General features: G+C 61.2%; 23 protein-coding genes. 11 read left to right on the plus strand and 12 right to left on the minus strand.

Features of this window, described 5'->3' with window-relative positions; translation table 11 throughout:
• Positions 1–314: 314 nt before the first annotated feature.
• The 6 genes from AXF15_RS09450 to AXF15_RS09475 all read left to right on the plus strand — a co-directional run bounded on the left by AXF15_RS09450 (position 315) and on the right by AXF15_RS09475 (position 7,652).
• Positions 315–1,019 (plus strand): hypothetical protein, encoded by a 705-nt coding sequence (locus tag AXF15_RS09450; RefSeq protein ID WP_066606500.1) that lies wholly within the window; start codon positions 315–317, stop codon positions 1,017–1,019.
• Between the two features lie 57 nt (positions 1,020–1,076).
• Positions 1,077–1,946 carry a DUF6935 domain-containing protein gene (locus AXF15_RS09455; protein WP_151192341.1) on the plus strand — a complete coding sequence of 290 codons (870 nt, stop codon included), beginning with the start codon at positions 1,077–1,079 and terminating at the stop codon, positions 1,944–1,946.
• A gap of 14 nt (positions 1,947–1,960) precedes the next feature.
• Positions 1,961–2,716 carry a hypothetical protein gene (locus AXF15_RS09460; protein WP_066606505.1) on the plus strand — a complete coding sequence of 252 codons (756 nt, stop codon included), beginning with the start codon at positions 1,961–1,963 and terminating at the stop codon, positions 2,714–2,716.
• A 102-nt stretch (positions 2,717–2,818) separates the two neighbouring features.
• Complete coding sequence (locus AXF15_RS09465; RefSeq protein WP_066606508.1) at positions 2,819–4,471, plus strand: bifunctional metallophosphatase/5'-nucleotidase; 1,653 nt, start codon at positions 2,819–2,821, stop codon at positions 4,469–4,471.
• A gap of 226 nt (positions 4,472–4,697) precedes the next feature.
• On the plus strand, positions 4,698–5,423 hold the full coding sequence (locus tag AXF15_RS09470) for a hypothetical protein (RefSeq protein WP_066606511.1): 726 nt from the start codon (positions 4,698–4,700) through the stop codon (positions 5,421–5,423).
• Between the two features lie 222 nt (positions 5,424–5,645).
• Positions 5,646–7,652 (plus strand): methyl-accepting chemotaxis protein, encoded by a 2,007-nt coding sequence (locus tag AXF15_RS09475; protein WP_066606515.1) that lies wholly within the window; start codon positions 5,646–5,648, stop codon positions 7,650–7,652.
• A gap of 84 nt (positions 7,653–7,736) precedes the next feature.
• Here AXF15_RS09475 and AXF15_RS09480 read toward each other — a convergent pair whose 3' ends face one another.
• The 6 genes from AXF15_RS09480 to AXF15_RS09505 form a co-directional block, all read right to left on the minus strand.
• Entirely contained in the window at positions 7,737–8,630 is an 894-nt protein-coding gene (locus AXF15_RS09480; protein WP_066606519.1) for a sulfite exporter TauE/SafE family protein, read from the minus strand.
• A 226-nt stretch (positions 8,631–8,856) separates the two neighbouring features.
• The gene (gene tilS / locus AXF15_RS09485) at positions 8,857–9,858 is read right to left on the minus strand and encodes a tRNA lysidine(34) synthetase TilS (protein ID WP_211258970.1); all 1,002 of its coding nucleotides are present in this window, start codon (positions 9,856–9,858) and stop codon (positions 8,857–8,859) included.
• Between the two features lie 45 nt (positions 9,859–9,903).
• Positions 9,904–10,236, minus strand: a complete 333-nt coding sequence (locus tag AXF15_RS09490) for a hypothetical protein (RefSeq protein ID WP_151192342.1) — start codon at positions 10,234–10,236, stop codon at positions 9,904–9,906.
• 11 nt (positions 10,237–10,247) lie between these two features.
• Positions 10,248–11,573 (minus strand): glutamyl-tRNA reductase, encoded by a 1,326-nt coding sequence (gene hemA / locus AXF15_RS09495; RefSeq protein WP_066606529.1) that lies wholly within the window; start codon positions 11,571–11,573, stop codon positions 10,248–10,250.
• Between the two features lie 21 nt (positions 11,574–11,594).
• Complete coding sequence (locus AXF15_RS09500) at positions 11,595–12,422, minus strand: cytochrome C assembly family protein (protein WP_066606531.1); 828 nt, start codon at positions 12,420–12,422, stop codon at positions 11,595–11,597.
• The gene (locus tag AXF15_RS09505) at positions 12,400–13,089 is read right to left on the minus strand and encodes a precorrin-2 dehydrogenase/sirohydrochlorin ferrochelatase family protein (protein ID WP_169793640.1); all 690 of its coding nucleotides are present in this window, start codon (positions 13,087–13,089) and stop codon (positions 12,400–12,402) included. The genes AXF15_RS09500 and AXF15_RS09505 overlap by 23 nt, the downstream gene beginning before the upstream one ends.
• Before the next feature lie 83 nt (positions 13,090–13,172).
• Here AXF15_RS09505 and AXF15_RS09510 point away from each other — a divergent pair, with 83 nt between their 5' ends.
• From AXF15_RS09510 to gatB, 3 genes are all read left to right on the plus strand, one after another.
• Positions 13,173–14,381 carry a glycosyltransferase family 9 protein gene (locus tag AXF15_RS09510; RefSeq protein WP_169793641.1) on the plus strand — a complete coding sequence of 403 codons (1,209 nt, stop codon included), beginning with the start codon at positions 13,173–13,175 and terminating at the stop codon, positions 14,379–14,381.
• A gap of 106 nt (positions 14,382–14,487) precedes the next feature.
• Positions 14,488–16,779 (plus strand): pyridoxal-phosphate dependent enzyme, encoded by a 2,292-nt coding sequence (locus tag AXF15_RS09515; protein ID WP_066606542.1) that lies wholly within the window; start codon positions 14,488–14,490, stop codon positions 16,777–16,779.
• A 190-nt stretch (positions 16,780–16,969) separates the two neighbouring features.
• Positions 16,970–18,400, plus strand: a complete 1,431-nt coding sequence (gene gatB / locus AXF15_RS09520; protein ID WP_151192422.1) for an Asp-tRNA(Asn)/Glu-tRNA(Gln) amidotransferase subunit GatB — start codon at positions 16,970–16,972, stop codon at positions 18,398–18,400.
• A 52-nt stretch (positions 18,401–18,452) separates the two neighbouring features.
• Here gatB and AXF15_RS09525 read toward each other — a convergent pair whose 3' ends face one another.
• Positions 18,453–19,568 (minus strand): M20/M25/M40 family metallo-hydrolase, encoded by a 1,116-nt coding sequence (locus AXF15_RS09525; RefSeq protein ID WP_066606547.1) that lies wholly within the window; start codon positions 19,566–19,568, stop codon positions 18,453–18,455.
• Between the two features lie 190 nt (positions 19,569–19,758).
• Between AXF15_RS09525 and AXF15_RS09530 the strand changes: the two genes are divergently transcribed.
• Positions 19,759–20,688, plus strand: a complete 930-nt coding sequence (locus AXF15_RS09530; RefSeq protein ID WP_066606554.1) for an alpha/beta hydrolase family protein — start codon at positions 19,759–19,761, stop codon at positions 20,686–20,688.
• A 7-nt stretch (positions 20,689–20,695) separates the two neighbouring features.
• Positions 20,696–21,091, plus strand: a complete 396-nt coding sequence (locus tag AXF15_RS09535; RefSeq protein ID WP_066606556.1) for an NINE protein — start codon at positions 20,696–20,698, stop codon at positions 21,089–21,091.
• 31 nt (positions 21,092–21,122) lie between these two features.
• On the opposite strand, the gene AXF15_RS09540 is transcribed toward AXF15_RS09535, so the two are convergent.
• The 5 genes from AXF15_RS09540 to gcvH all read right to left on the minus strand — a co-directional run bounded on the left by AXF15_RS09540 (position 21,123) and on the right by gcvH (position 25,893).
• Positions 21,123–22,250, minus strand: a complete 1,128-nt coding sequence (locus AXF15_RS09540) for an HDOD domain-containing protein (protein ID WP_211258971.1) — start codon at positions 22,248–22,250, stop codon at positions 21,123–21,125.
• A gap of 209 nt (positions 22,251–22,459) precedes the next feature.
• Positions 22,460–22,618 carry a DUF1328 domain-containing protein gene (locus tag AXF15_RS13560; RefSeq protein ID WP_083517973.1) on the minus strand — a complete coding sequence of 53 codons (159 nt, stop codon included), beginning with the start codon at positions 22,616–22,618 and terminating at the stop codon, positions 22,460–22,462.
• Positions 22,619–22,662: 44 nt separating this feature from the next.
• A complete protein-coding gene (gene gcvPB, locus AXF15_RS09545; RefSeq protein WP_066606560.1) occupies positions 22,663–24,108 on the minus strand; it encodes an aminomethyl-transferring glycine dehydrogenase subunit GcvPB in 1,446 nt (481 codons plus the stop codon).
• On the minus strand, positions 24,105–25,433 hold the full coding sequence (gene gcvPA, locus AXF15_RS09550; protein WP_066606564.1) for an aminomethyl-transferring glycine dehydrogenase subunit GcvPA: 1,329 nt from the start codon (positions 25,431–25,433) through the stop codon (positions 24,105–24,107). The genes gcvPB and gcvPA overlap by 4 nt, the downstream gene beginning before the upstream one ends.
• Positions 25,434–25,512: 79 nt before the next feature.
• Entirely contained in the window at positions 25,513–25,893 is a 381-nt protein-coding gene (gene gcvH, locus AXF15_RS09555) for a glycine cleavage system protein GcvH (protein ID WP_066606567.1), read from the minus strand.
• Between the last annotated feature and the right edge of the window lie 138 nt (positions 25,894–26,031).

The following is a 26,031-nucleotide window of genomic DNA, read 5'->3' on the forward strand; positions in this document are numbered from 1 at the left end:
CTTTTTCCCGATGGCCGGGCCGAGGCAATCGTTTACGGGGCATGGGGCCAAGGCACGTGGCGGATGGAGGGAGACTCCGTGTGGCTTGAGATCGTCTGTGGGGAAGAATTTGTGCCCGAAGTCCTGTCTTTTCGGGACGGTCAGCTCGTCTACACGGATGCGGAGTCGGCGGAGGTCTGGCCCGCGCGCCGATGGCAGCATGGACGCGGACAAGGTGCTGGATGATCTGTAGAACCTTTTGGCCGGGAAATGACGGATAATGCGGAAAACATTGTCCGAGAACGGGAAGAAGCCCTTAAATGGCGGAGAGGCGTATGCCGTACAGACGTAAATTGCCGGTTCTGATTTTTCTGTTGCTGTGCTGGTCCGTACCGGCCCTGTGGGTTCAGGCCGGGCAGCATGTGCCGGTGCCCGACCGGGAGGCCAATGAAACCACCCGGCGCGGCGCGGTGACCAACATCACGGTTTTTTTCGAATTGCTGCCGGAGGAATGCTTTTTCGATCCAGCCCCCACGGCCGGACAGCGCAAGGAATTGCTGGACGGCAAGACTGTGAACGGCCTCAGGATCGGCGTGCGGGATATCCGCAATGGCTACATGAATCTGACCGGGCCTTTTGAAGGCGTGTGGGAGATGTGTTTCTGGAATACCGCGGACAAAGGGAAGCTGGTGGCCGTCAATGCCCGTTCATGCGGGCCTGTTTGCCGGGCCAGACTTTTTTTCTACCGTCTGGATGCGGACGGCGTACTCCAGTCCGACCCGGAAGTATGGTCCGCCCTGGAAAGACAGTTCGAACCGGGAGATTTTTACCAGAAGGGCCGACTGGGGCCGCGTGAGCTGGAGGCTCTGAAGAATTTGGCCAAGACTGTCGTTTATGACCTGCCGCGTCTGGGGCGCGATATCGTGGCCCGGCGGGACAAAAACGCGCCGCCCGAAAAAGGCGTGCCGGAGATGCTGATGCGTTCCGATCCGTGCGTTGTTTTTGTCTGGGATGGAATGTCTTTTACCAAAAAGCCGTGACATCCACGGGTCTTCGGAATCTGAAAACCGGCGGTTTATCCGCCACGAGGGGGAGATATGAGCATCTGTCGCGCCCGCCACACGGGAAAAGGAAATTGCGGAGTGGTATTTTATTGGATTGCGGCCGTCCTGCTGGTCTTGTGTTGCGGCTGCGCGGGCCGGCAGAACGACTGGCAGGGCTACGACATTCCTCCTGCTCCGGCCGACGCCGGTAAGACGCGGCTCGGAGAAGAACAGCTTGAGAGGCGGTCCGGCACTGCCGGAACGGAACTTCGCGGCGGATACGATGCCGACGGCCGGTATGTCGGAAGGTACGACTCCGAAGACCGTGAGGACAGCCGCAGCAGCCGGGAGGATATCCGCCGTGATTCCGGCCGGATCCAGGAGAAAACCGGCGGGCTGCCAGTAACCTATCATGAATTCAAGGAGCGTTACATGCGCGAGGCCGTCACGCCAGAAGGCGCGGTGAAGCTCTATTTCGACGCGGTGTTTTGCTATATTGATCCGGCTGCCCGCACCGAAGGGGTGAAAATGCTGCGCTATTGCCTGCGCGAGAAGCGGGACTGGGAGAAAACGGCCTTTTACAGGACTTTCGTCGAACGCATGGAAAACCCGGAATATACGCACATATTCCGCAGCTTCGCGGCCGGAACGTCCGTAGAGAACGGGTATGCCATGTCGCCGGACAACTACCGGCTGGATATCGCCAAGATATGGGACAAACATCCGTCCGGAGACCTGCAGGTGATGCTCCGCAGTTCCGGCGCGGACAGCCCCCGGCCCGTCTATATCCGGAAGTATGACGGCCTGTGGTTCATAGCCAACAACGCAGCCACATATACGGGAGTGCGCCGTCCTGAGACCGAACGCGACCGGACGGGACATGACGCGGATTATGACGACGTGAATTATCGCAGCGGATACTGAAGGAAAAAAAACAGATGAAAAGAATTTGTCTCCTTGCTTTGGCTCTGATTCTGGGGGCTTTTCCGGCCTGGGCGGATTCTTTCGTTATCCGGAGCGCGCCGGACGATTCCACGCGGAAGGAAGCATACCGGGTCGCGTCTGATGGGACGGAAATCCAGCTGGATGGTGTGAGGGTAGCCCCGGTGGGAATGCCCGGCCAGCCGGTCGACGCGCTGCCCAGGTACTTCTGGTTTGCGCCGCAGTCCGGTTCGGGGCCGGATATAGTGCTGGCCGTGCCAGACACGGGAGAACATGTGGCGTTGCGTTTACCCGATGCGGATCTCTGCTCCGACATCTGGATTAGTCCGGATGGAAAGAGATTACTGTTGGGCCTGAACACCGCCCCTTTGTCCAGTCTGGCTGTGTACGATATGAAGATGGCGCGGGTTTCGCATACTGTGCCGGATGCGGGCTGGCCCGTATGGATAGATGAATCCCGTTTTGCCTGCAGCGCCTTTGATCCGGTCAGAAACCGGGGCCGCAGGAATACGAGCCCGGTCAGCAACGCCTGGTCTTCCGTGATGTATTGCGAGCTGCATGACGACGGCGGGATGAAGCGGAAAATTCTGTATCAGGCCATGGAAACCGTCGATTACAATCTGCTGGAGGTGGGTGCGGAAGACGGCGAACTGGTTTTTTTGAAGATCGTCGTGGATTCCCCCGAAGAGTGGGACGATTCGGATAAATACAAGGTGGAGGCCATCCACGCGCCTTATCCTGCCGCGGAGTGATGCGGGGCCGGGTGTGGGGGGTGTTCCTTGGAATGCGGGCGCCGTATGGTGCCGGAACGAATGGTGATGTGAATGGTCAATTGGTTAGCCAGGGGAGGGCACATGGAATTGAAAAGAAAATATGCAATTTCCGGGTGGCTGGTCTTGATTTTGACCGCACTGCTTCTGAGCGGGTGTGCGGGGAAACTGGGATGGCGGCAGAAACCCTATGAGCTGACGGTGCTGCATACCAACGACGTGCATGGCGGATACGGCGGCCTGACCAAGGAAGGCCACACCTGCTACATGCCCTACTGTGAAGACGGCAAAGGTGGCAGCGTGCGTTTGCAACAGGCCGTGCGGGCCATCCGGCGCGACATGCCGAACGTGGTGCTGCTGGATGCCGGAGACGAATTTCAGGGCACCCTGTACTCGACCGTGTACAAGGAAGTCATGCCGCCGGTGATACTGAACAAGATCGGCTACGATGTCTTCGTTCCGGGCAATCACGAGTTCGACTACGGCTGCGAATCCTTTTTCACCTTCGTGCGCAGCCTGGAAATGCCTCTGGTGGCAGCCAATCTGGTTGTCTCCTCTTCTGGCGAGGACAAGATTCAGCCCTGGGCCATTCTGGAGCGAAATGGCCGGCGCATCGGCGTGGTCGGTCTGGTGACTACGGAAACGCCGAACATTTCCTCGCCGTGCGGGGACCTGCTGTTCACGGATGAGGAAACGGCTCTGCGCCGGGCCGTGGCGGAACTGACGGAGCAGGACGTGGATATCATCATCGCCCTGACCCACACCGGATTTGAGGCGGACAAGAAGCTGGCCCGGTCCGTTTCCGGGGTGGACGTGATCGTCGGCGGTCACAGTCACACCCTGCTTTCCAATACGCAGCCCAAGGCCGCCGGGCCCTATCCCGCCGTGGAGAAAAGTCCGGACGGCGAGCCGGTGCTGGTGGTCACGGCCGGAAACGGCGGCACTTTCCTCGGCCGTCTGAATGTGACTTTTGACGGCCGGGGCGTGGCCACACAGTGGGATGGAGACACCATACTGCTGAACGACGCCTCCTTGATGGCTCTGGGCGCACCCGCTCCTGATACCGATCTGGTGGGGACGATGGAAGAATATTCCGGTCCGGTACAGTCTCTGTTGCGCAAGAAGCTGGGCCGGATCAACGCGGCGGGCAGAAAGGGCAAGCCTCTGGAGGCCAATATCCAGGATTGCCGGGAGGCGGAATGCCTGAGCGGCAATGTGGTTGCCGACTCCATCCTGCGTGTGGCTTTCCCCGAGGCCAGGGCCGCGCTCATCAACAGTGGCAGCATGCGCAGTTCCCTGCCCGGCGGCACCGTGACCGTGGGTGATGTCATGGCCTGCCTGCCGTATCAGAATCCCATCGTCATGGCCGACATGCCCGGTTCGGTGCTTCTGGAGATGCTGGAACACGGTCTGTCCAGATATGGCGAAGGGCATGGTTCGTTTCTCCAGACGGCTGGTTTGCGTTTCACCTTTGACAGCCGCAAGGAGCCTGGAAACCGCCTGCTGAAGGTGGAGATCAGAAACCGCAAGGGGAATTGGCAGAAGGTGAATCCCGAGAAGAGCTACCGTGTGGCGACCCTGAAGTTCCTGGCCGATGGCGGCGACGGCTACACCATGCTGAAAGGCCTGTCCTGGCTCGAATCCAAGATACTTCTGAATGACGCCGTGCGCATCCATCTGGAAACACATTCTCCGGTCAAAGCCGGAATCGAGAAGCGGATCAGGCGCAAGCCTTGATGCTGCTGAAAAAGACGGACGCCCGCCGGGGCATGCGGCAATTTCGTCCTGGCCGGAACTGCCGGAGAGTCGGAGACGGAGGGCTGTCCACGTGGCGGGGAAGCGATTTCAAGTCCGGCAGGGGCTGGGTGAGATCGCTTTCCGCCTTTGGAGCAGGCGATTGGCGGGTTGAAAATTATCTATGGCAAACTTGGTGGCATGAAAATTTCGTAGAGGGAGAGGACACATGCGAATCGTCTGGTGTCTGACGCTGGTGCTGGGGGCGAGTCTGGCCTGGGCCGGGGATTTTTCGGAATATCGCCTGCGCGCGGTGCAGGAGGACGGCGCTTCCTCCTGCATGCTGGACGGTGTGGAATTGCATGCGGTGGAAGTGCCGCCCAAGGAAGAGGGCTGGGAGCCGGAGATCTACTTCTGGTTCGAGACCGACCCGGAAAACATGTCCTGCGCCAAGGGGCAGAATCCGAGCGTGCACGTGTTTTCAGCAGATTTGAAGCCCGTGCTGTCCGTCTGGCTGACGGAAGAGGACAGATATTGCCGCGAATTGTACTTCAATCCGGGTGCGACCCGGGTGGTGATGGAAACCGGGACCAGCGCGGTGGGCCAGTATGTTTTGCGGGACGTGCCCTCGGGAGATTCCTTGTTTGAATATTTCGGCCAGGGCGAATGCTTCTGGCTTGGCCCGCACCGGTTTGTGTTCACCCGTTATGACGATTCTCCTCGCGGCATGCCTGTGGAGGCGGATGGCCGGTTTTCAGTGGAAGTGTACGATCCCGCTGGACCAGGAGCGTTTTCCGTCAAGGCGGCTACGTCTTTGAGCGATTATACGCTGAAGGATGTGGAGGGAGATGAGATTGTCATTGAGGAACAGTATGTGGACACTCCCGAGGACTGGAAAGATCTGGAAAAGATAAAGACCCGCGAGATTCGGGTACCTGTTCCCGCAGCGGGCTGACCCCTTGCGGGCGGTGGATGCTGAAAAGGACGCGGATCGGCCAGGCCTTTCCTGTTTGCAAACCGTGGAGCTTTTTGTTTCCCGTTTTTATCGGAGGTAGAGCATGTTGCATCTGTAGTTGAAGCCGATTTTTCCATGAAATATTTTCTTGTTATTCCACAGACACTGCCGCGCGGGGTCGGCACATAGCGGCATATAAAATACACTGACGAGAATTGTAGCATGTCCATATCAAAGAAGATTCTTTCTGCATTTTTCTGTGTCATCCTTCTGACCATCATATCCATATGTGTGGTGATCGGGCTTCAGATGCACAAGACATCCATCGAGGCCTTTTACTCCTCCTCCGCCAAGGAACTGACGCAGATCAGCCGGGCGGTGGATATATTCATGGATTCAGCGTTGAAAATGACCCGCCTCGCCGCCGAAATACCTTTGGTCAGAAGCGCTGACGAATCCATTTATTCCTATGTTAATGAAACGGCGGCACTATCTCCGGACAGCGTTACCCAGAGTATTCTGGGGCAGCGTATGATGAATTATTTCCGGTTGATGGAGAAAGCACATCCGGAGTACGCAGAGGTGTTTCTGGGGACTAAATGGGGCGGCTACGCCACTTCGCGAACGAGTACGATCCCTGCGGGATATGATCCCAGACGGCGCGCCTGGTACACACAGGGCATGTCCCGGCCGGGCGAGGTTTCCATTACTCCGGCGTACATGTCCACTACGGGTGAGGCCGTGGTCAGCACTGTTTTGCCTGTGATGTCGGAAGACGGCGAAGTGTCGGGATGCCTGGGAATTGATGTGGAACTTGCGATGCTGACCGAGCTGATCGAGAAATCCCCCGTCGGAGAAACCGGATATGTGATTCTGGTGCAGGACGACGGGACGATCCTGGCCAATCCGCGTCACAAGGAATTTAATCTGAAAAAGCTGACAGAGACCGGAGTAGCTGCTCTGGCGGCCTTGAACTCCATCAGCGAAGGCGGGATGGAAGTCGATATGGATGGCACCCGGTGGTTTGCGCAGGTCAAGACCATTGAAGGGCTGAACTGGAAGCTTGTCGGGTTCATCGAGAAAGACGAGGTGTTGCAAAATTTTCATGCCATGCTGGTCAAGATGGCCATCATGGGTACCGTACTGGCGGCCGTATTTCTGGGGGTGGGAGGACTTTTCGCCAGAACCATTGCCCGTCCGGTGCGCCGGGCCACTGACATGCTCAGGGATGTAGCCGAAGGCGAGGGCGACCTGACCCGCAAGCTTGAAGTGAACACATCTGACGAAATCGGGGAAATGGCGGGTTGGTTCAATACCTTTCTGAATAAGCTGCGGGTCATCATCCACGAGGTGGTTCAGGATGGCAACGCACTCAGTTCCGCTTCGGAGCGCCTGCATTCCGTATCCAGCGATCTGAGCCGGGGAGTGGACAGCGCGGCGGAACAGGTGCGCAACCTGACTCAGGCCGCCCGCGATCTGAACGACAACTTCACCACCGTGGCCGCAGCCATGGAACAGACCACTCAGAATACGAACATGGTGGCGACGGCCACGGAAGAAATGGCCGTGACCATCCGGGAGATTTCCACTAGCACGGAGCGGGCCCGGGCCATTACCGGTCAGGCCATGCATGAGGCCGATACCGCAAACAAAGCCGTGGAGTCTCTGGGTGAGGCCGCCAGGGATATCGACAAGGTTACGGCGCTGATCACGGAGATTTCCGCACAGACCAATCTGCTGGCTTTAAACGCCACCATTGAGGCCGCCAGAGCCGGAGAGGCTGGCCGGGGATTTGCCGTGGTGGCCAACGAAATCAAGGAACTGGCCGGACAGACCGCGTCGGCCACGGAGGAAATCAAACAGCGGATCGCCGGGATTCAGCAGACGTCTCATCTGACCGGCGAGAAGATCCAGTCGATCTACAATGTCATCGAGAACGTCAACGAGATCATTTCCGGTGTGGCCACGGCCATCGAGGAACAGTCCGTAGCCACGACAGATATTGCGGACAACGTGTCTCAGGCGTCTCAGGGATTGCAGGAAGTGAATGTCAATGTCGCCCGCAGTTCCACGGTGATCGCGGAGATATCGGCGGAAATTGAGAATTCCAACGCGGCCACGGAAAGAACGCGGGTCAGCACGGCCGAGGTGGCCGGAAGCGCCGAGGAACTGCAAAAGTTGGCCGGTCATCTCTTCACGCTGCTTGGTCGTTTCCGCACCGAAGCTTGATGGGTGAACCTTTAAAGTCAGCTGAAAATACAGTCGGTTTGTTACGCCCGCACATGGTTCACATGAGCCCTGTGCGGGCGTTTTTCATGAGGTGATGACGTATTTCACCGCCGTACCGAGTATGACCATGCACAGCATGGCTTTTATGTATGTGGCCGGAACGTGTTTCTGGACCCGCGCCCCAAAGTACATGCCGAGCATGCCGCCCACTCCCAGCAGAACGCCCAGCCTCCAGTCCGGGGCGACGGCCAGTTCCGTGTGGAACGCGGCCAGAATCTGGTAGAAGACGACGCCCGCCACGGATGTGACAAAGGTGCCCAGCAGCGCGGCTCCAGCCACAGTATGGATGTGCAGTCCGCAAATGGACACGAAAAACGGTGCGATGATGGAGCCCCCGCCGATGCCGTAGGCCCCGCCCACAATGCCCACCGCCAGACTCATGGCAAATATGAAGGGTATGGATGCGCTGTAGGTCTGTCCGGAAAATTCGTAGGTAATGCGGCGTAAGGACGTCTCCCGCATGACAACAGGGCTGAATGGTCCGTTTGCGGAAGATTTTCGGGGGCCGGCCTGCTTTGATCCTGGACGGAGAAGATCGCGGGCCATGCGGATGCCGATACAGCCCAGTACCAGACCGGCAAATATCCTGAAATTTCCGGGGTCGGACAGACAGTTGACCCGGATCATGGCTCCCAGAATCACGCCGGGCAGCGTGCCCAGCACCACCACCCAGGCTAGGGGCCAGACCATGCGCTTTTCCTTACAGTAGCGGTAAACTCCGCTGGGAATGGCCACGATGTTGAAAACCTGATTGGTGGCGCTGACCGAAGGCGCTGTATAACCAAGGAAGGATACCTGGAAAGGCAGCAGGAGGAAGGCTCCGGATATGCCGCCCATGGAGGTGAAGAAGGAGACTGTGAAGGAGGCCAGAGGCGGGATCCACACCGCGACTTCAATGTCCGCTACAGGAAAGTACATATGGCCCTCCCGGAAAATTCGGACTGAATAGGCATCTTTAAGAATAAAATCGTGACTGTTTGATGCTGGTTTTCTCCTGCCGCGTCAAGAGGTGTCCGGTAGCTGCCCTTCAAAGCTTCAGGATGGTGCTGTTCACTGGAACCTGACCTCATTCATCATGAAGAGCGGCCGGCTGGAATTTGGTCAGGCGCAAAGAGAGGAGGGGGGAAAATGACCGGCGGGCCCGTCACTGCCGCTCAAAGAGGATGCCCGAAGGAGTGATGCGGGCTGTTTTATCTCCGGGAAACTGGATGATTGTGCCCGTTTTTTTATCCGCCCAGGCCCGGTCCAGCAGGAAGAGATGTCCGCTCAGGGCCTGTCCCGGTCCGAGTCCGTCCAGAACGGCTTTGTACAGGCGCAGGCGTTTGGCCGGATGACAGGTGGCGAGCGTGCGGTGGGTCAGAATTCGTGAGTCTCTCTCCCTGGTCAGTTCAGTGTTCCAGAAGTCCTCATCCAGCCGGGCCAGCCGCCACAGATTCAGAACGGAGCGGGAAAGGGACGGATTTTCCCTGCGCAGCAGCGGCATGACCTGTCGCCGGATTCTGTTGCGGGTGGGATCCGTGCTCTGATTGGATCTGTCTTCGTGCCAGGCAAGCCCGCAGGCCAGGGCGAAGGCGTGGAGGTCCTCCTTGGTCCAGTCAAGGACCGGGCGCAACAGACGCCGTTTCGAGTCCACACCGGGCATGCCGCCCAGGCCCGGCCAGCCCGTGCCTCGCACCAGCCTGAGGACCATGTCTTCAGCCAGATCGTCAGCATGATGGGCGGTGACGATCCAGTCCGCATCATATCTGGCCCGCACGGATTCCAGAAATTCATAACGCAGCAGACGGGCGCTTTCCTCCGTTCCCCGGCCGGATGCGGCCTGGTGCCCGCGCACATCGAGGCGGGCCGTTTCGCAGGGAATGCCTAGTTCGGCGCAGACTTTTCGGGCGTGCGGCAGTTCGGCGTCGGATTCGGGGCGCAGGCCGTGATGCGCATGGGCCGCTATGAGCGAGAAGCCGGTCCGGGGAGCGAGAATATGCAGAAGGTGGAGCAGCGCTGCGGAATCAAGACCCGTGGAGTAGGCCACTACCAGCCGCGTGCCACGCAGGTCCACGCCCAGAGAGTCCCGGCAGAAAGCCTCGATGGCCAGGCAGCGTCTGGCCCAGAAGCGGGGCAGACTCTGAAGGCGCATGGTCTGTTCTTGCATGGCGGAATTCATGACATGGCTGGCGCAGACTTGCGGGCGGCGCTCTCAGAAGCGGATGTCCAGCTCACGCAACAGGTTTTCCAGACAGGTCCGCATGTGCAGCTCCTGTTCCGGCGTGGCGTAGGCCGCACATTCGCAGTGCAGGCTCCGTCCGGCCCGGACCAGAAGTTCCAGCCTGATCCAGTCCGTCCCGCTTTCCAAAGCCATGTAAAAGGGCCCGCATGCGGGTGCGTGCTCTCGCTGAGTGGCGGAGAGAAGGTCCGGCGGCAGTGGGAAGTGGTAAAGGCGCTCGATGCTCTGCAGTCCGCGTTTCCGCAGCCAGTCTTCAAGCCGCCGCATGTCTTCGGGAGAAATCTCATCGACCAGAAAGGAACGCATGACGGCCTCCGTCATTTGGCCCAGGGGGATTTGCGGTCCTGATGCGCCTCGGGAGGAATTTCCTCCCGGTCCAGATTGAACATTCTGCGGGCGTTGTGGATGAAGCGCTGGGCCGATCCTTCTTCCTGAGAGCGCCGTTTCAGGTAGCTGATGGGCTCATGGTAGATTTTGTGACAGACAGACTGGGCCAGCCGCTCCAGAATGGCCACGGTCTGCGGATCCGGATCGGGGCCGAGCTGGCGGATGGATTTCTTCAGTTCCCGCCGGGCGATGCGCTCTCCCTGGTCCAGCAGGGCCACGATGGTGGGCGTCAGTTCCAGCGAGTCCCGCCAGAGCATGAAGGCGCGCACCTCCTCGTTTACGATGTCTCTGGCCTTCAGGGCCTCCTGCTGCCGTCCGGCCAGATTTTCCTCCACCACTTCCCGCAGATCGTCGATGTCATACAGATAGACGTTGTCCAGAGTGTTCACGTCCGGATCGATGTCCCGGGGCACGGCGATGTCGATGAAGAAGATGGGCTTGTGCCGCCTTTTGCGGAGCACCTCCTTCATGTCCCTGGCGTGGATGACGGCCGTGGGCGAACCCGTGGAGCTGATGACGATGTCCGTTTCCAGCAGGGCCTGATGCAGGTCCTCGAAGGGCATGGCCCGCCCCCTGAATTGCCGGGCCAGCTCCTGACCGTGTTCCATGGTCCGGTTGACCACGGTGAAATCCCGCACTCCGGCCGAAAGCAGGTGCGTGGCGGCCAGTTCGGCCATTTCGCCGGCACCGATAAGCAGGGCGCGGTGATTGGAGAGATCGGTGAATATCTTGCGGGCCAGTTCCACCGCCGCATAGCTGATGGACACCGCGCTGGAGGCGATGGCCGTCTCGGTGCGGACCCGTTTGGCCACAGAGAAGGCCTTGTGCAGCAGCCGGTTGATGATCACTCTGGTGGAGCCGTTTTCCACGGCCTGACGGTAGGCGGCCTTGAGCTGTCCCAGGATCTGCGGTTCGCCCAGAATCATGGAGTCCAGGCTGGAAGCCACGGTGAACAGGTGTTCCACGGCTGCCGCGCCGGTATGACTGTAGATGTGTCCGTCCAGGCCGGACGCGGGTTGCCCGCACTGGGCGGCCCAGAAGCTGGCGATGGCCTCCGGGGCGTTGCCGGCGGCGTCGCCCACGGCCAGAAATTCAACCCTGTTGCAGGTGGACAGCACCAGAGCCTCGGCCACGGGGCCGTCCTCGGAGACGAGGCCGCCGGAGCGGGGATCGCAGCCGTTTAAGGCGAACCGCTCCCGGACATCCACGCCAGCGGTTTTATGATTCAGACCGACAAGATAGATTTCCTGATTCATGGAAGCGTCAACCCGGAAAAATTAGGACCGGAAACTGTGGTGCGTCGGAAGCAGGAAATTGACTCCCACCAGAGACGCCAGACAGAGCAGAAACAGGACAATGGCCGTTTTCGCGGGCTTTTTGCCACGCCAGCCCAGCACCATGCGCTGATGGAAAAGCAGGGCGAAAACGATCCAGACGATAATGGAAACGATTTCCTTGGGATCCCAGCTGATGATTTTTTTCCAGGTGAAGGAAGCCCACAGGAAACCGGCCAGCATGCTGACCGTGTACAGGGGAAACCCGATGCGCGCGGCCCAGTCGTTGGCCCTGTCGAAGGTTTCCAGAGACGGCAGCTCGTGGAAGAATCCGGGCAGCCTGGTCTTGGTTTTGATTTTCTGTTCGAGGAAAAGATAGGCCAGCCCCGCTCCGAAGGCCATGACCACAAAAGCCAGGGAAACGAACACGGCCCCCACGTGCAGGCCGAACCACAGGGCGCTGAAGTGTTCGGGCACGGTCATGGTCTGGGTGTGGATGGCCAGGGAAGAGCTGAACAGGACCAGGGCCAGGGGCGCCGTGACGATAGACAGAAAATCGTGCTTGAGCCGCCACCAGAGGGCGAAAAAGATGAGTACGAAGAACCAGGCCAGCAGGTTCATGTAGAATTGGCGCTGATGCAGGTTGGCTGCGCCCAGTTCGGCGAAGCGGAGCACGAGATCCACGGTGTGCAGGGCGAACGCGGTGACCGATGTCCAGACCGCTGCGCGTTTCAGCCCTGGCTGGCGCAGCAGAAGCCCCAGAGGGTAAGTTACGGACCCCGCCAGATAGAGCAGGGCCACGCTCAGTTCAAACAGTCGGGAAGCAGTCATCGCACCATTCTCCGATTTGTGCATGCAGGTCGGCGGGGAGCAGGGCCTTCAGGGTCCGCTCGCATGCGCTCCGGTCGTTTTTGCGGATCAGTTCCGGCAGGGGAGCGGCCGCCAGATCGCGGAACACGCGCCGGTTCTCGGAACTGCTTCCGCCCAGAGCCAGCTGCGCTGGCCGGATGCGTCCCATCAGCCTGGTCAGCCGCTCGTATTCCGGGCCGTAGCGTTCTTCCAGATCCCGCCGGATGACCCGGGACAGGGCCGGGCTTGCGCCGCCGGTGGAGACGGTAATGGTCAGATCGCCGCGCGTGATGCTCGCCGGAAGGGTGAAATCGCCGCTTTCGGGATCGTCGGCCATGTTGCACAGGATGTTTTTGTCCCGGCACAGCAGACCGATCCGGGCGTTGAGTTCGCGTAGCGGCGTGCAGGCGAAAACCAGGCGCGCGCCGTCCAGATCCGTGTCCGCGAAAGGCCGCTTCGCATACGTGAAGTTGGCATGTCTGGCAAGGAAGGCCAGCAAAGCGGGGCCCGGCGGACGAGGATCCACCGCTGTCAGCCGGGCCGGATCGCAGGCCAGCAGGGTTTCTATTTTCCTTTGGCCCACCTCGCCCGCGCCGACCACCACACAGTGGGCACGGCGTATGTCCAGAAGCAGAGGATAGTAGCGCATGCACATTTGCCTAACAGAGGCCGATGCGCTTGTACACGCGCGGCTTCTGGACATTTTGGCCGTTTTCCCCGAAGAACGCGAGCATGACCCCGCCCATGTCTTCCGGCCCCGCTCTGGTCGTACAGCTGGCCCGTTTCGGCGACCTGATCCAGACCCGGCGGCTGATCCGTTCCCTTCTGGCCGAGAGCCCTGTGCATCTGCTGGTGGACGGCGGCCTCACGGAACTGGCCCGGCTGCTGTATCCGGAAGTCACAGTGCACGGCATACCGGCCCACGCAAATGGCGCCGGGGATGTGTGGGCACGGATACGGCGCGATGTGGACGCTCTGGCCGGGACTGATTTCCGGCGGGTGTACAATCTCAATTTTTCCGGACTCAGTTTCGCCCTGGCCGCCCTGTTCGATCCGGAAACAGTGCGGGGATACAGGTTCCGCGCGGGTCAGCGGCTGGTGGATTTCTGGCCCTCCCAGCTCATGCGCTGGAGCGCCCGCCGTGCCGAAGCGGGCATCAATCTGGTGGATGCCTGGGGTTTGTATGCGCCGGCACCCCTGTCTCCGGCCGCGGTCAATCCGGCGGCCGTCGCCCGCGGCGGAGGTCTGGGCGTGGTCATGTCCGGCCAGAACGCCCGCCGCTCTCTGCCTCCGGAAATTCTGGCGCCCATAGTCCGCGCCGCCCGGAACAGAACGAATGGTCCGGTGCATCTGTTCGGAACGGCCAGAGACCGGCGGGCGGCAAGGGAACTGGCCAGCCTGCTGCCGCAATCCCTGCGTCGGGAAGTCCACGATCTGACCGGCGGGACGGATTGGCCGGGGCTTCTGGAGGCTGTCCGGGGGCTCGATCTGCTTCTTTCACCGGATACGGGAACGGCCCATCTGGCCGCGTATCTGGGCGTTCCGGTGCTTGGTTTCTTTTTGTCTTCGGCCTGGTGTCATGAAACCGGGCCTTACGGGGCCGGACATCTGGCCGTGCAGGCTGTGTGCGGCTGCGCGCCCTGTCTGGAAACGCGGCCCTGTCCTGCAAACCTTATGTGCCGCGCGCCGTTGACCCATCCGGCGGTGCTGCGTTTCATAAGCGGCCGCGGCGGAGCTGAACTGCCGGAGCATGTGGCCGTCATGTCCAGCGGGTTCGATCGTCTTGGGCTGGTCTACACGCCCGTGGCCGGGGAAGATCCTTTCGCGTCGCGCCGGGCCGAGTTTCGGGCGCTGGCCTCGGGGCTGGCCGGTCTGGGCGGCGGGGAGACCGGCGCGGCCCAGGAATGGATGCGGGAAAGGGATTGGATGCTGCCCCGCTGAAGCCCGCCCCGGTTTCACATCCGGCGGACCGGGGATGTCCGCTTGGGAAAAAATGCTTCAACGCCACGGGATGATCCGGCTCGGGCCATCCTGCTCAAGGTCATCTATGCTGCATGAGAATATTCTCTCTCTGGTGGGGGCCGCGCCCATCGTGCGTCTGAACCGGATTTTTCCGCATCCGCGCATCATTCTGGCGGCCAAGGTCGAAGGGGCCAGCGTGGGCGGATCCATCAAGGACCGTGTGGCCCTGTCCATGGTCGAGGCGGCCGAGGCCAGCGGAGAACTGACCCCGGACAAAATTATCATCGAAGCCACCAGCGGCAACACCGGCGTGGGGCTGGCCATGGTCTGCGCGGTGAAGGGCTACCGGCTGACCCTGCTCATGCCCGATTCCGCCTCGGAGGAACGCAAGCGGATCATGCGCGCTTACGGGGCGGAGCTGCGCCTGACGCCGGGATGCCTGGGCACGGACGGGGCCATCGAGGAAGCCTACCGCTTGGCCAGAGAGGAGCCGGACAAGTACCTGCTCATGGACCAGTACAACAATCCGGCCAGCATCAGGGCGCATTTTATGGGCACGGGCCGGGAGATTCTGGAGCAGACGGGCGGAGCGGTCACGCATGTGGTGGCCACGCTGGGCACTTCGGGCACGGCCATGGGCATCGCCCGGCGGATGAAGGAATCCGCTCCGGGAGTGTGCGTGGCGGCGGTGGAGCCCTTTGCCGGGCACAAGATTCAGGGCCTCAAGAACATGCAGGAGTCCTACCCGCCCGGCATCTACGACAAGCATGCTCTGGACCGGATCATTCACGTGGAGGACGAGGAGGCTTTTTCCTGCGCCCGGCGTCTGGCCAGGGAAGAGGGCATCCTGTCGGGCATGAGCGCGGGAGCGGCTCTGGCCGGAGCGCTGCGTCTGGCCCGGGAACTGGACGCCGGGGGAGAATCCGGGTTCATCGTGTTCATCTGCCCGGACACCGGGGAGCGCTATCTGTCCACCACGCTGTTTGCGCCGCCCGCCCGGCAGGGACTGGCCGTGCACAGCGTGGATACGGGAACTGTGGAGTTTCTCGGCTCGCCGTCCGGCGGACACGCCCTGTTCACGCCGGGCCCCAGTCTGGACGACATCGGAGAGCTGGATGTCTGGCGGCGCATCGTCCTCATGGACGTGCTGGGCCGGGCCCTGTCCGGGGAGGGTCGGGCCGCGCGGATGGCTGTCGGTGTGGCGGACATGGACGACCGCGCTCTGGCCGGAGCGCGAGACGCCGGTCTGCCCCCGGACCAGTTCCGGGAGCGGGGAGTGGAGACAATGGCCGGATACGCGCGGAGCCTGGGAGTATCTTCGGCGCTGCGTTTCGCCCTGTCCGGAGACAGTCTGGACCGTGCCCTGGAACTGACGCGGCGGCTTTTGTCGCGGGGCCGGGCCTACGAAAAGCTGCGTTCCGTCTATTTCGACGTGACCAGGGACAAAGACTACGGCCGGACTTCCGGCATGGACACGGCGGGTGTGCATGTCGGGCACACGGTGGATCTGGATGATTACGTCAAGGAAAATCCGGCGGATTTCACGCTGCTGAAGCGGGCCAGCCTGCAGGACCTGAAGCTGGGGGACGTGATCGAAACCCAGTGGGGCAAGGTCCGGCCCAGCTGGTTTCTCCAGATGGCCTCCGCCGCCCTGGACAGTCTGGGCGCGGTATCGGTCATGCTGGCCGGAGAATCCCAACGCTTCCCGCATCTGGACAACTTCAGCGCCATCTGGAGCGCGGGAGCCGATATCCGGCCAAGGGCCTGGATGGTGATTCAGCCCGTGATCCGGCGCGAGGGCGGAGTCACTTCGCTGGAACAGGCGCTGGAACTGGCCGGGAACGGGACGGCCGTACGTCTGTGGCTGCTGTCGTCGTCGCATCTCAAGTCTCTGGCCTGCACCGGGGAGAGTCTGGTCATGTGGCGCAGAAACCAGCACCGGCTCCAGGATGCCTTTGTGACGGCCACCCTCGGAGACGGACCGGGAAAGGCGGATCCGTCCTTCAATCAGACCCTGTACGACGTGAAGACGGCCTTTGCGGCGGCTCTCGAAAACAATCTGGATCTGGCCCATTTCTGGCCGGTGCTGTTCGGTTTTGCCAAGATCCTCAACGGCCGTCCGCCGACCCGTGAGGAAGGCGAGGCCGCCCGCGAACAGTTTCTGGCCTGCGACAGCGTGCTGGGCTTTCTGGACGGCGCCCGGCTGCCGTTACCCAAACAGGAATGGCCCGAAGAAGCGGCAGGTCTGGTGGCGCGGCGGGAGTGGGCCCGCGAACAGGGGAATTTTGCCCTGGCCGATGAACTGCGCGGGGAGCTGGTCCGAATGGGGCTGCGTCTGGAAGATCACCGGGCGGGCGCGCGGCTGTACAGGGAGTGATGGTCCGGGGCTTCCCCGAGATTTCTGACGGCCGGAGACTCTGTTTCAGCGCATAGTTTCGGCTGATCTGGAAGCGGTCGGGGCAGTTTTTTCATGGTTCCCAGGTAGTTTGGAAAGGGATTTACAATTTTGTTTAAACCACAGATTGAAGGCCCGTTTGCCGGGACAAGTTTCTTCAAAACGCGAGACAATCATGAATTACGAAGTCGTCATCGGGCTGGAAGTGCATGCCCAGCTCAAAACCAGCAGCAAGATTTTCTGTTCCTGTTCCACGGCCTTCGGGGCCGCCCCCAACGAGAATACCTGCCCCGTGTGCACGGGCATGCCGGGCGCCTTGCCGGTGGTGAACGCCAGGGCCGTGGAATATGCGGTGAAAATGGCTCTGGCCGTGGATTGCACGGTGAACCGTACCTCGCTTTTCGCCCGCAAGAACTATTTCTACCCGGACCTGCCCATGGGCTACCAGATATCCCAGTTCGACCTGCCCGTGGCCGAACACGGCCATATCTTCATCCACACGGAAAAAGGGGAGAAGCGCATCGGCATCACCCGCATCCACATGGAAAACGACGCGGGCAAGAACATTCATTCCACGGTGGACAATGTTTCCTATGTGGACCTGAACCGGGCCGGAGTGCCGCTCATCGAAATCGTCAGCGAGCCGGACATGCGTTCCGCCGGGGAAGCCGTGGCCTATCTGAAGAATCTGCGGGCCATTCTGGTGTATCTGGGCATTTGCGACGGCAATCTGGAAGAGGGCAGTTTCCGCTGCGACGCCAACGTGTCCATCCGGCCCTTCGGCCAGCGGGAATTCGGCACCCGTGCGGAACTGAAGAACATGAACTCCTTCCGCAATATCCAGCGGGCCATCGAATATGAGGTGGAGCGCCAGATTGATCTGGTGGAAGAGGGCGGGCAGGTGATCCAGGAAACCCGGCTTTTCGATGCGGCCAAGGGCGTGACCCGGTCCATGCGGGGCAAGGAGGAGGCCCACGATTACCGCTATTTTCCGGATCCGGACCTGCCGCCTCTGGTCATCAGGGAAGAGTGGATCGAGAAGTGGCGGTCGGAACTGCCGGAGCTGCCCGCCGCCCGCTGCCGCCGTTTCCGGGAGGAACTGGGCCTGCCCGCCTATGACGCCGAGGTGCTGACGGCCGAAAAGGACGTGGCCGATTATTTCGAGAAAACACTGTCCGCCGGTGCCGAACCCAAAAAGGTATCCAACTGGATCATGGGCGAACTGCTGCGTGAGCTGAATGACCGGGGCGCTACCCTGGCCGAATGCGGATTCCGGCCGGAGGAACTGGCCGCCCTGATCCGGCTGGTGGACGGCGGGCTTATCAGCGGCACCATCGCCAAGACCGTGTTCAAGGACCTGTTCGCCACGGGCGGAGACCCGGAAGCCTATGTCAGGACCAAGGGAATGGTCCAGATTTCGGACAATTCGGCTCTGGAGGGTTTCGTGGATGAGGTGCTGACCGAAAATCCGGCCGAGGTGGAGCGTTTCCGGGCCGGGGACAGGAAGCTGACCGGATTTTTCGTGGGGCAGGTCATGAAAAAGTCCAGAGGCAAGGCCAATCCGGCCCTGGTCAACAAACTGCTGGCTGAGAAGCTGGGCTGAAGCCGGGGCGCGGCAACGCCCTCTTGCTGCGCCCTGTAAAAGGATGAAGGCTTCAGCTTTCCTTGGAGCGCATGAGTTCGGCCGTCAGGCGCGTGATCTGGATCAGGCTGTCCACGGTGATGAACTCGTCCGTGGTGTGTATCCGGCTCATGCCGATGCCCAGATTGATGGCCGCCATACCCTGGCCGGAGAAGACATTGGCGTCGCTGCCGCCGCCGGTGCCCTTCACTGCCGGAGTCAGCTCCAGGCGGGAGCAGGCCTCCAGAGCCTCCCGAAGGAGCGGACTGTCATCGGGCACACTCAGGGCGGGGTAGGCGAGCCTGGGCGTGAAGGAGAAATCGCCGCCGGCCTCCCCGGCCGCATCCGCGCAGCACCGGCGCATATATTCAATCTGTTCCTGAAGTCTGGCTTCCTCCTGAGCGCGGATTTCGGCGGTCAGGGTCACGCGGTCCGCCACGATGTTGGTCTGCGTGCCGCCTTCGATGCGCCCCAGGTTGGCCGTGGTTTCCCCGTCGATGCGCAGAAGACGCATGCGGGTGATGGCTCCGGCGGCCATCTGAATGGCGCTGATTCCTTTTTCCGGCTCGATGCCCGCGTGAGCCGGGCGCCCCAGAAACGTCATGGCGATGTCGGCCTTGGCGGGCGAGCGGGTGATGATGGTGCCCACTGCTCCGCCGGAATCCAGCACCACGGCTTCTCCGGCCCCGACCAGAGAATAGTCCATGTTCCTGGCTCCGACGAGGCCTTCTTCCTCACAGATGGTGAAAAGCAGGAAGAGTTCGGGATGCGGGATGCTTTCTTCCTCCAGGTGGAAGAGGGCTTCCAGAATGGCCGCGATGCCTGCCTTGTCGTCTCCGCCGAGCACCGTGTCCGAGGCGGTGGTGATGACGCCGTCCTTCAGCACAGGCTGCACGCCGATGCAGGGCGGAACGCAGTCCATATGGGCGGAAAAGGCCCTGGGTTTGCCCGGGCCGGTGGCCGGAACGCGTACGATGAGGTTGCCTGTGTCGCCTCCGGCAAGCTTTCCGGCGTCGTCAATGCGGATATCAAAGCCGCGTGGAGCGAGCAGGGAGCACAAGTGGTCGGACACGGCCTTTTCGTGCAGAGAGGGGCTGTCGATGCGGACCAGATCAAAAAATGTTTTGGTCAGTCGCCGGGAATCGATCATTATGGCATGTCCTTGACGGTTGGGGCTTGAGAACTTACCGCCGGAGCGGATTTCGGGGCTGCTTGCTGTTTTCCGGGTTCATGGCCGCACTGATGAGGGCCTGTCTGCGGTCAGCAGCTCTTTTGTCCTTTGCCGGACAAAGGTCAACCATGCTGCCGGGTTTGTGCCGGACATGAGGACGGGAGGACGGATGAGAATATTTCTTGTGGCGGTGCTGTTGTTGTTCGGCTGCGACATGAACACGCCGGAGGATGTGATCGAGGCGGTGAATCGTGTGACGGGGCAGGAGGAGCCCGCTCCATTGCCGGAACTGGGACCGCCCCTTCTGATCGAGGACGGCGTGCGTCTGTACGAACTGCTGACTTCGCAGGAGACGGAGCAGATTTGGATCGCACTTCCCCCCGCCGGGGAGGATGCTCTTTCGGGCGGCGTGATTCCATGTGTGTTGTTGCCGCCCCTGGCCATGGACAGGGCTCTGGGCGGACGGCTCGGCTCGGAGGACCTGGACCAGCTTCTTCTTTTCGCCCGTTCCGGAGTGGCCGCCGTGGCTTTCGACGTGCCCGGAGCCTGGGTCGAAGGCTCATCCCTGCCCATGATGCAAGCCGAGATGGAGCGATACATGGCGGATGACGGCGGGCTGCGGACGGCGCGGCAGGTTCTCGATGTTGTCCTCGCCCGTCTGCCGGAAGCCGATCCGGCGCGTCTCTGGGTGCTGGGTGAGGGCGCCGCCGGGACCCTGGCTCTGCGTCTGGCCGGACGGGACGCCCGTATCAAGGCTGTGGTGGCTTTCGATCCCGTCTCGGACATGCTGGCGCTGGCCGGGATGGAAGAATTGGCTCCGGCGTTTCAGGCCAGCCCCGGTCTGAAGGATTTCCTGCGCAAGCAGTCTCTGCAGGAGGCTCTGGACAGGCTGCGCTGCCCGGTGCTTCTTTTCCACGACGCGTTCCGGCATGAAAAGAACTTCGAGGACATAGACCATCTTTATCTGGAAGCGCTGCGCCTTCAGAAAGACGTGTCCATGATCGACACCCTGAATGTGGACCCTGCTCACGCCGGTCTGGCTTCGCGCACGTCGCGCAGCCTGCGCTGGCTGGAATCCCTGAATCACCCCAAACACTGAGGTTGATATGCAGAAAGACACACACGACGTATTGCTGGGTTATTTGCTCTGGATTTTCGGATTCACGGGATCGCACCGGTTCTATTACGGGCGCCCTGTTTCCGGGACCATCTACTTTTTTACCTTCGGCCTGCTGCTGGTGGGCTGGATCATCGATCTTTTTCTCATCCCTTCCATGGACCGCTCCGCCAGCATGCGGTTCTATCCCGGCCGGGTGAATTATTCCGTGGCCTGGCTGCTGCTCACGTTTCTGGGCATGTTCGGCGTGCACCGGATGTACATGGGCAAGTGGGTGACAGGCCTTTTGTACATGGTCACTTTCGGCTTTTTTCTGGTGGGATATATTTACGATTTCTGGACGCTGAACAGCCAGATATCGTCCATCAATCTCGAACGGCGCTGAAGATTCCTGCCCACGGGAGCCGCGAGGGGGGTCAGTTGAGGGTGGCCTGGACGAGTCTGGCGCTGACCAGAATATCCCGCATCAGATCCCGGCTGAGGAGGAGCGTTGTGGCCTCTTCCCGGGAAATGGCCGCCGGATAGCCGGAGTCGAACACGTCCAGCATATCCATCCGGCCTTCCTCCAGGCTTCCGTCCGCCGTGATCAGTTTGGCCAGCTGGTTGGCCAGAAAGAGCACGGTCAGGGAGCGCGAGGTCTCCGCCGCAAGCGGCGGGTGCGCGGTCGCCAGGGCGGGCAGATGATGCCACAGTATCAGTTCCCAGAGAGGGCCCGGCGCGCTGCCATCCCGTGCGGCCATGATTTGCGCCGCCTGCAGATGCGTGGCCGAGAGCAGTTCGTATTCTTCTTCCAGGGTGGGCGGGTAAGTCTGGCACCGGCCTTTGCCGATCATCGGGATGAGCACCAGTTTGCCGATGTCGTGCATGAGCCCGGCCGTGTACAGCATTCCGCTGTCCGGGTGCTGCAGCGCCCTGCCCATGAAGGACGCGATGATGGCGGTGACGTTCATGTGCCGCCACACTTCCTGAAACATGCCGCGCTGGAGGGCCGTGGAGTAGAGCGTGTGGGGCATGGCCTGAAAGACCAGCAGCGATTTCAGATTGTCGATGCCCAGAATGTTCACCGCCGTATGGATGGAGCGGACTCCCTGCGTCATGCCGAAGACGGGAGAGTTGGCGGCCTTGAGCACATGGGAGGACAGCACCGGGTCGCGGGTGACCGTGACGGCCGCCTCCTCCAGACTGATGGACGGGCTGTTCAGGTGCATGAGGGAAGAATGCAGGGTGCTTATCTTCTGGAAGGAACTGATCAGGCCGCCCATGGCCACCTTGGCCGTTTCGGAGGGCTCTTCATGGGCGGCGGACATGCGGCGTTCTCCCGTGGAAACAGCCCGCTCCGCATAGATGCGCTCCAGCGCGGCGGGGATGATGTTTTCCCAGAGGAGACAGGCTTCTTCCTCCTCTTCGGCGGAGGTCATTCCCCGGGTGGGCACGGGTGCGACGGAATGCGGATCGAGAGGCTCGATACGCGGTTTTTTTCCGGCCATCTGGTATAAGACAGCGGCGCAGGCCGCTATGGCGAGCAGGATCAGGATGACGGTCATGGCTGTTCCGGAAAGCATGGTTTCTGTTCCATCGGTTTTTGAATGCGTATTCTGAAGAGGCCGTTTGTAAAGTACGAATAGCTCCGGCGCTCTTCTTTTTCGAAAAGGTTATCCCTGTATGGTCAGAGGGCGGCGTTCTCAGGAACACCGCCCTCTTTTTTGGTTCAGTCACCGCGTTGTCGCGGCGGTTCAGTTCACAGGATGTCCGGTCAGCGTTTGCGCCCCACGAAGAAGGAAACCACAAACACTATGAGGAAAAGCACAAAGAGTATTTTCGCTATTCCGGCAGCGGTTCCGGCAATGCCTGTAAACCCCAGTACGCCCGCAATGATTGCGATAACGAGAAACATGATGGACCAGGACAGCATGGCGAATCCTCCTTGGATACAGGATTGCTCGTTCCGGACAGGTGTCAGAGTATGGAATCATCCACCAGTTCCATGTTCCGGGCCGCCCGCACTTCATCCAGACGGCGCACGGGCGTGGTTTCGGGGGCCTCCCGCACGGAATCGGGATCCATCTCGGCGCGGGCCAGGATCTCCACGAGATCGTCCGCAAAAGCGTCCAGAGTTTCCCTGCTCTCCGTTTCCGTGGGCTCGAACATCAGGCATTCCTTGACGATGAGCGGAAAATAGATGGTCGGGGCGTAGTGGCCTTTGTCCAGCAGGGCCTTGGCGATATCCAGAGCGCGTACGCCGTTTTGGGCCTGCTTCACGGCCGAGGCCACGAATTCGTGCATGCACACGCGGTTGAAGGGGATATCCAGATGTCCCTCCAGCCGTTTGCGCAGGTAGTTGGCGGCCAGAACCGCGTTTTCCGAGGCTCTGACAAGACCTTCGCGGCCCAGGCGCAGAATGTAGGCGTATGCCTTGAGGATGACGCCGAAGTTGCCGTAGAAGGGCGCGATGTACCCGATGGACTTGGGATAGCCGTGATCGAGGCGGTACTGTCCGTCCTCCTGCTTCACCACCCGCGGCACGGGCAGATAATCCGCCAGACGCCGGCTGACGCCCACGGGTCCCGCGCCGGGTCCGCCGCCACCGTGAGGCGTGGCGAAGGTTTTGTGCAGATTCAGGTGTACCACGTCGAACCCTGCGTCGCCCACGCGCATCTTGCCCATGACGGCGTTCAGGTTCGCTCCGTCGTAGTAGAGCAGCCCGTCCACGCCATGAACCAGCTCGACGATGCGCTCCAGGCCGTTCTCGAAAAGTCCCAGCGTGTTGGGGCAGGTCATCATCAGACCGGCCACTTCGTCGTCCAGCACGCGCTCCAGAGCCTCCGGATCGATCATGCCGTTCACGGATTCGAGAGAGATCACATCGTACCCGGCAACAGCCGCCGAGGCCGGGTTGGTGCCGTGGGCGGAATCGGGTACGATAATCTTGGTTTTTCTGTTGCCCCTGTCGTTGTGATAGGCGGCCATGAGCATGACCCCGGTCAGCTCGCCGTGGGCTCCGGCCATGGGCTGCAGGGTGAAGGCGGCCATGCCGGTGATTTCCGAGAGCAGCCGTTCGGTTTCGAGGAGCACTTCCAGAGCGCCCTGGGCCAGATGCCCGGCGCCTTCAATCTGAGGCGTGAGGGGATGCAGCCCGGTGAAGCCGGGATGGGCGGCCACGGTTTCCGTGAATCTGGGGTTATATTTCATGGTGCACGACCCCAGCGGATAGAAATTGCCGTCCACGCTGAAATTCAGCCGGGAAAGCCGGGTGAAATGCCGCATGACGTCGAGTTCGGACAGCTCGGGCAATCTGGGTGGCTCCTGCCGCAGAAGTTCTGACGGAATGGATGTTTCTTCGGGAGCGCCGTCGGGCCAGACGCCTTTTCTGCCGGGAACGGATTGGGAAAACAGTGTCTTCACAGGATGCCTCCGATCAGCCGGGTCAGGGCGGCGATGTCTTGCGGGGATGTTTTTTCCGTGCAGGCCACCAGCAGATGGTTGTCCATGCCCTGGTAATGATTTCCCAGGGGAAAGCCGGGGATGACCCCATCCTCGAGCAGCCGGCGGACGGCTTCCTGCGCGCGCATCGGCAGTTCCACGGTGAATTCGTTTCCGAAGGGGCTGTTTGCCACCCGCACGCCGGGCAGGGCGGTCAGGGCATCGGCGGCATTTTTCGCCCGTTCGGCGCAGAGCCGGGCCGTCTTTCGCAGTCCCTCGGGTCCCAGAAGGCTCATGTGGATGAGGGAGCGCAGGGCGCACAGGGCCTGGTTGGAGCAGATGTTGGATGTGGCCTTCTCGCGCCGGATGTGCTGTTCCCGCGCCTGCAGGGTGAGCACGAAGCCGGTCTTGCCGTTTTTGTCCACGGTGCGGCCGGCGATGCGGCCGGGCATCTGGCGGACAAGCTTTTTGGAGCAGGCCATGATACCCAGATACGGGCCGCCGAAACTGAGCGGCAGGCCCAGGCTCTGGCCTTCGGCCACGGCGATGTCCGCGCCCATCTGGCCGGGAGTTTTCAGGATGGCCTGCAGAACCGGATAGACCGAGATGACGGCCACGGCCTGATGTTCGGCGGCTTTGGCGAAAAGCGCGGTGAAATCCTGGATGGTCCCGAAGAAATTGGGATTCTGGACGATGACGGCCGCCGTGTCGTCGTTGATGGCGGCCATGAGGGCCTGGGCGTCCGTATGGCAGTCCCGGTGGGGCACGGTGACCAGATTGAGCTTCAGGTTGGCCGTGTGGGTGGCCAGCATGATCCGGTGGATGGGGTTCACGCTTTCGGAAATGATGATGGTCGAACGCCGGGTGTGGCGCACGGCCATCATGGCGGCCTCATACAGGGCCGTGCCGCCGTCGTAGAGGGACGCGTTGGCATAGTCCATGTCGAAGAGCCGGGCCACTGCGGTCTGGTACTCGAAAATGGCCTGGAGCATGCCCTGGGAGGCTTCGGCCTGATACGGGGTGTAGGCCGTGGAAAATTCTCCGCGGGAGCACAGGGCGTCCACGGCGCTCGGGATGTAGTGATCGTAGAACCCGGCACCCAGAAAAGAAGTCAGGTCCGTACGGTTTCCGGCGGCGGTCCGGTTCAGCTTACGGAGAACCTCCATTTCGCTCATTCCCTGGGGAATGTGCAGCTCTCCGGCCCGCAGGCGCGCCGGGATGTCCGCGAACAGCGCGTCGATGTCCGGTACGCCGATGGTTTGCAGCATGGCCCGCTGGTCGGCGGGAGTGTGGGGGATAAACGGCATGGCGGCTCCGCTGGCGGGTTATCAGGACTTTGGCCGCGAAAGAGGCTCGCTTCTTCGCGGGCGTGGGATATCCGGTTTTCTAGTGCGCTTCGGATGCGCACCGGGCGGCATAGGCCGCCGCGTCGAGCAGGGCGGGAACGGACCCGGCCAGCCGGATTTTGAACATCCATCCCGCGCCGAAGGGAGCCTGGTTGACGAGTTCAGGCGTGTCTTCGAGCGCAGTGTTGACCTCCGTCACTTCGCCGCTGACCGGAGCGTAGATGTCGCTGGCCGCCTTGACGGATTCCACGCTGCCGATTTCCTTTCCGGCCACGGCCTGGTCTCCGGGACGGGGCAGTTCCACGAACGTCAGATCGCCCAGCTGTTCCTGCGCGAACTGCGTGATGCCCACGGTAACCGTATCGCCTTCGATTTTCGCCCATTCGTGAGTGGGCGCGTACAGAAGCTCCTGAGGGTTCATGCTGCCTCCGGCAATGTTTCCTGGTTTCTGAAGCGCTTGAATTCGGCGGTATGTAAAGATAATATGCCGAAAGAGCAATGCGGAGATGCCGCGGACATGACAGGACCGCAGCCGCTGTACATAACTGGTATCGCGAGG

The sequence above is a fragment of the Desulfomicrobium orale DSM 12838 genome, assembly GCF_001553625.1.
GTDB lineage: Bacteria > Desulfobacterota > Desulfovibrionia > Desulfovibrionales > Desulfomicrobiaceae > Desulfomicrobium > Desulfomicrobium orale.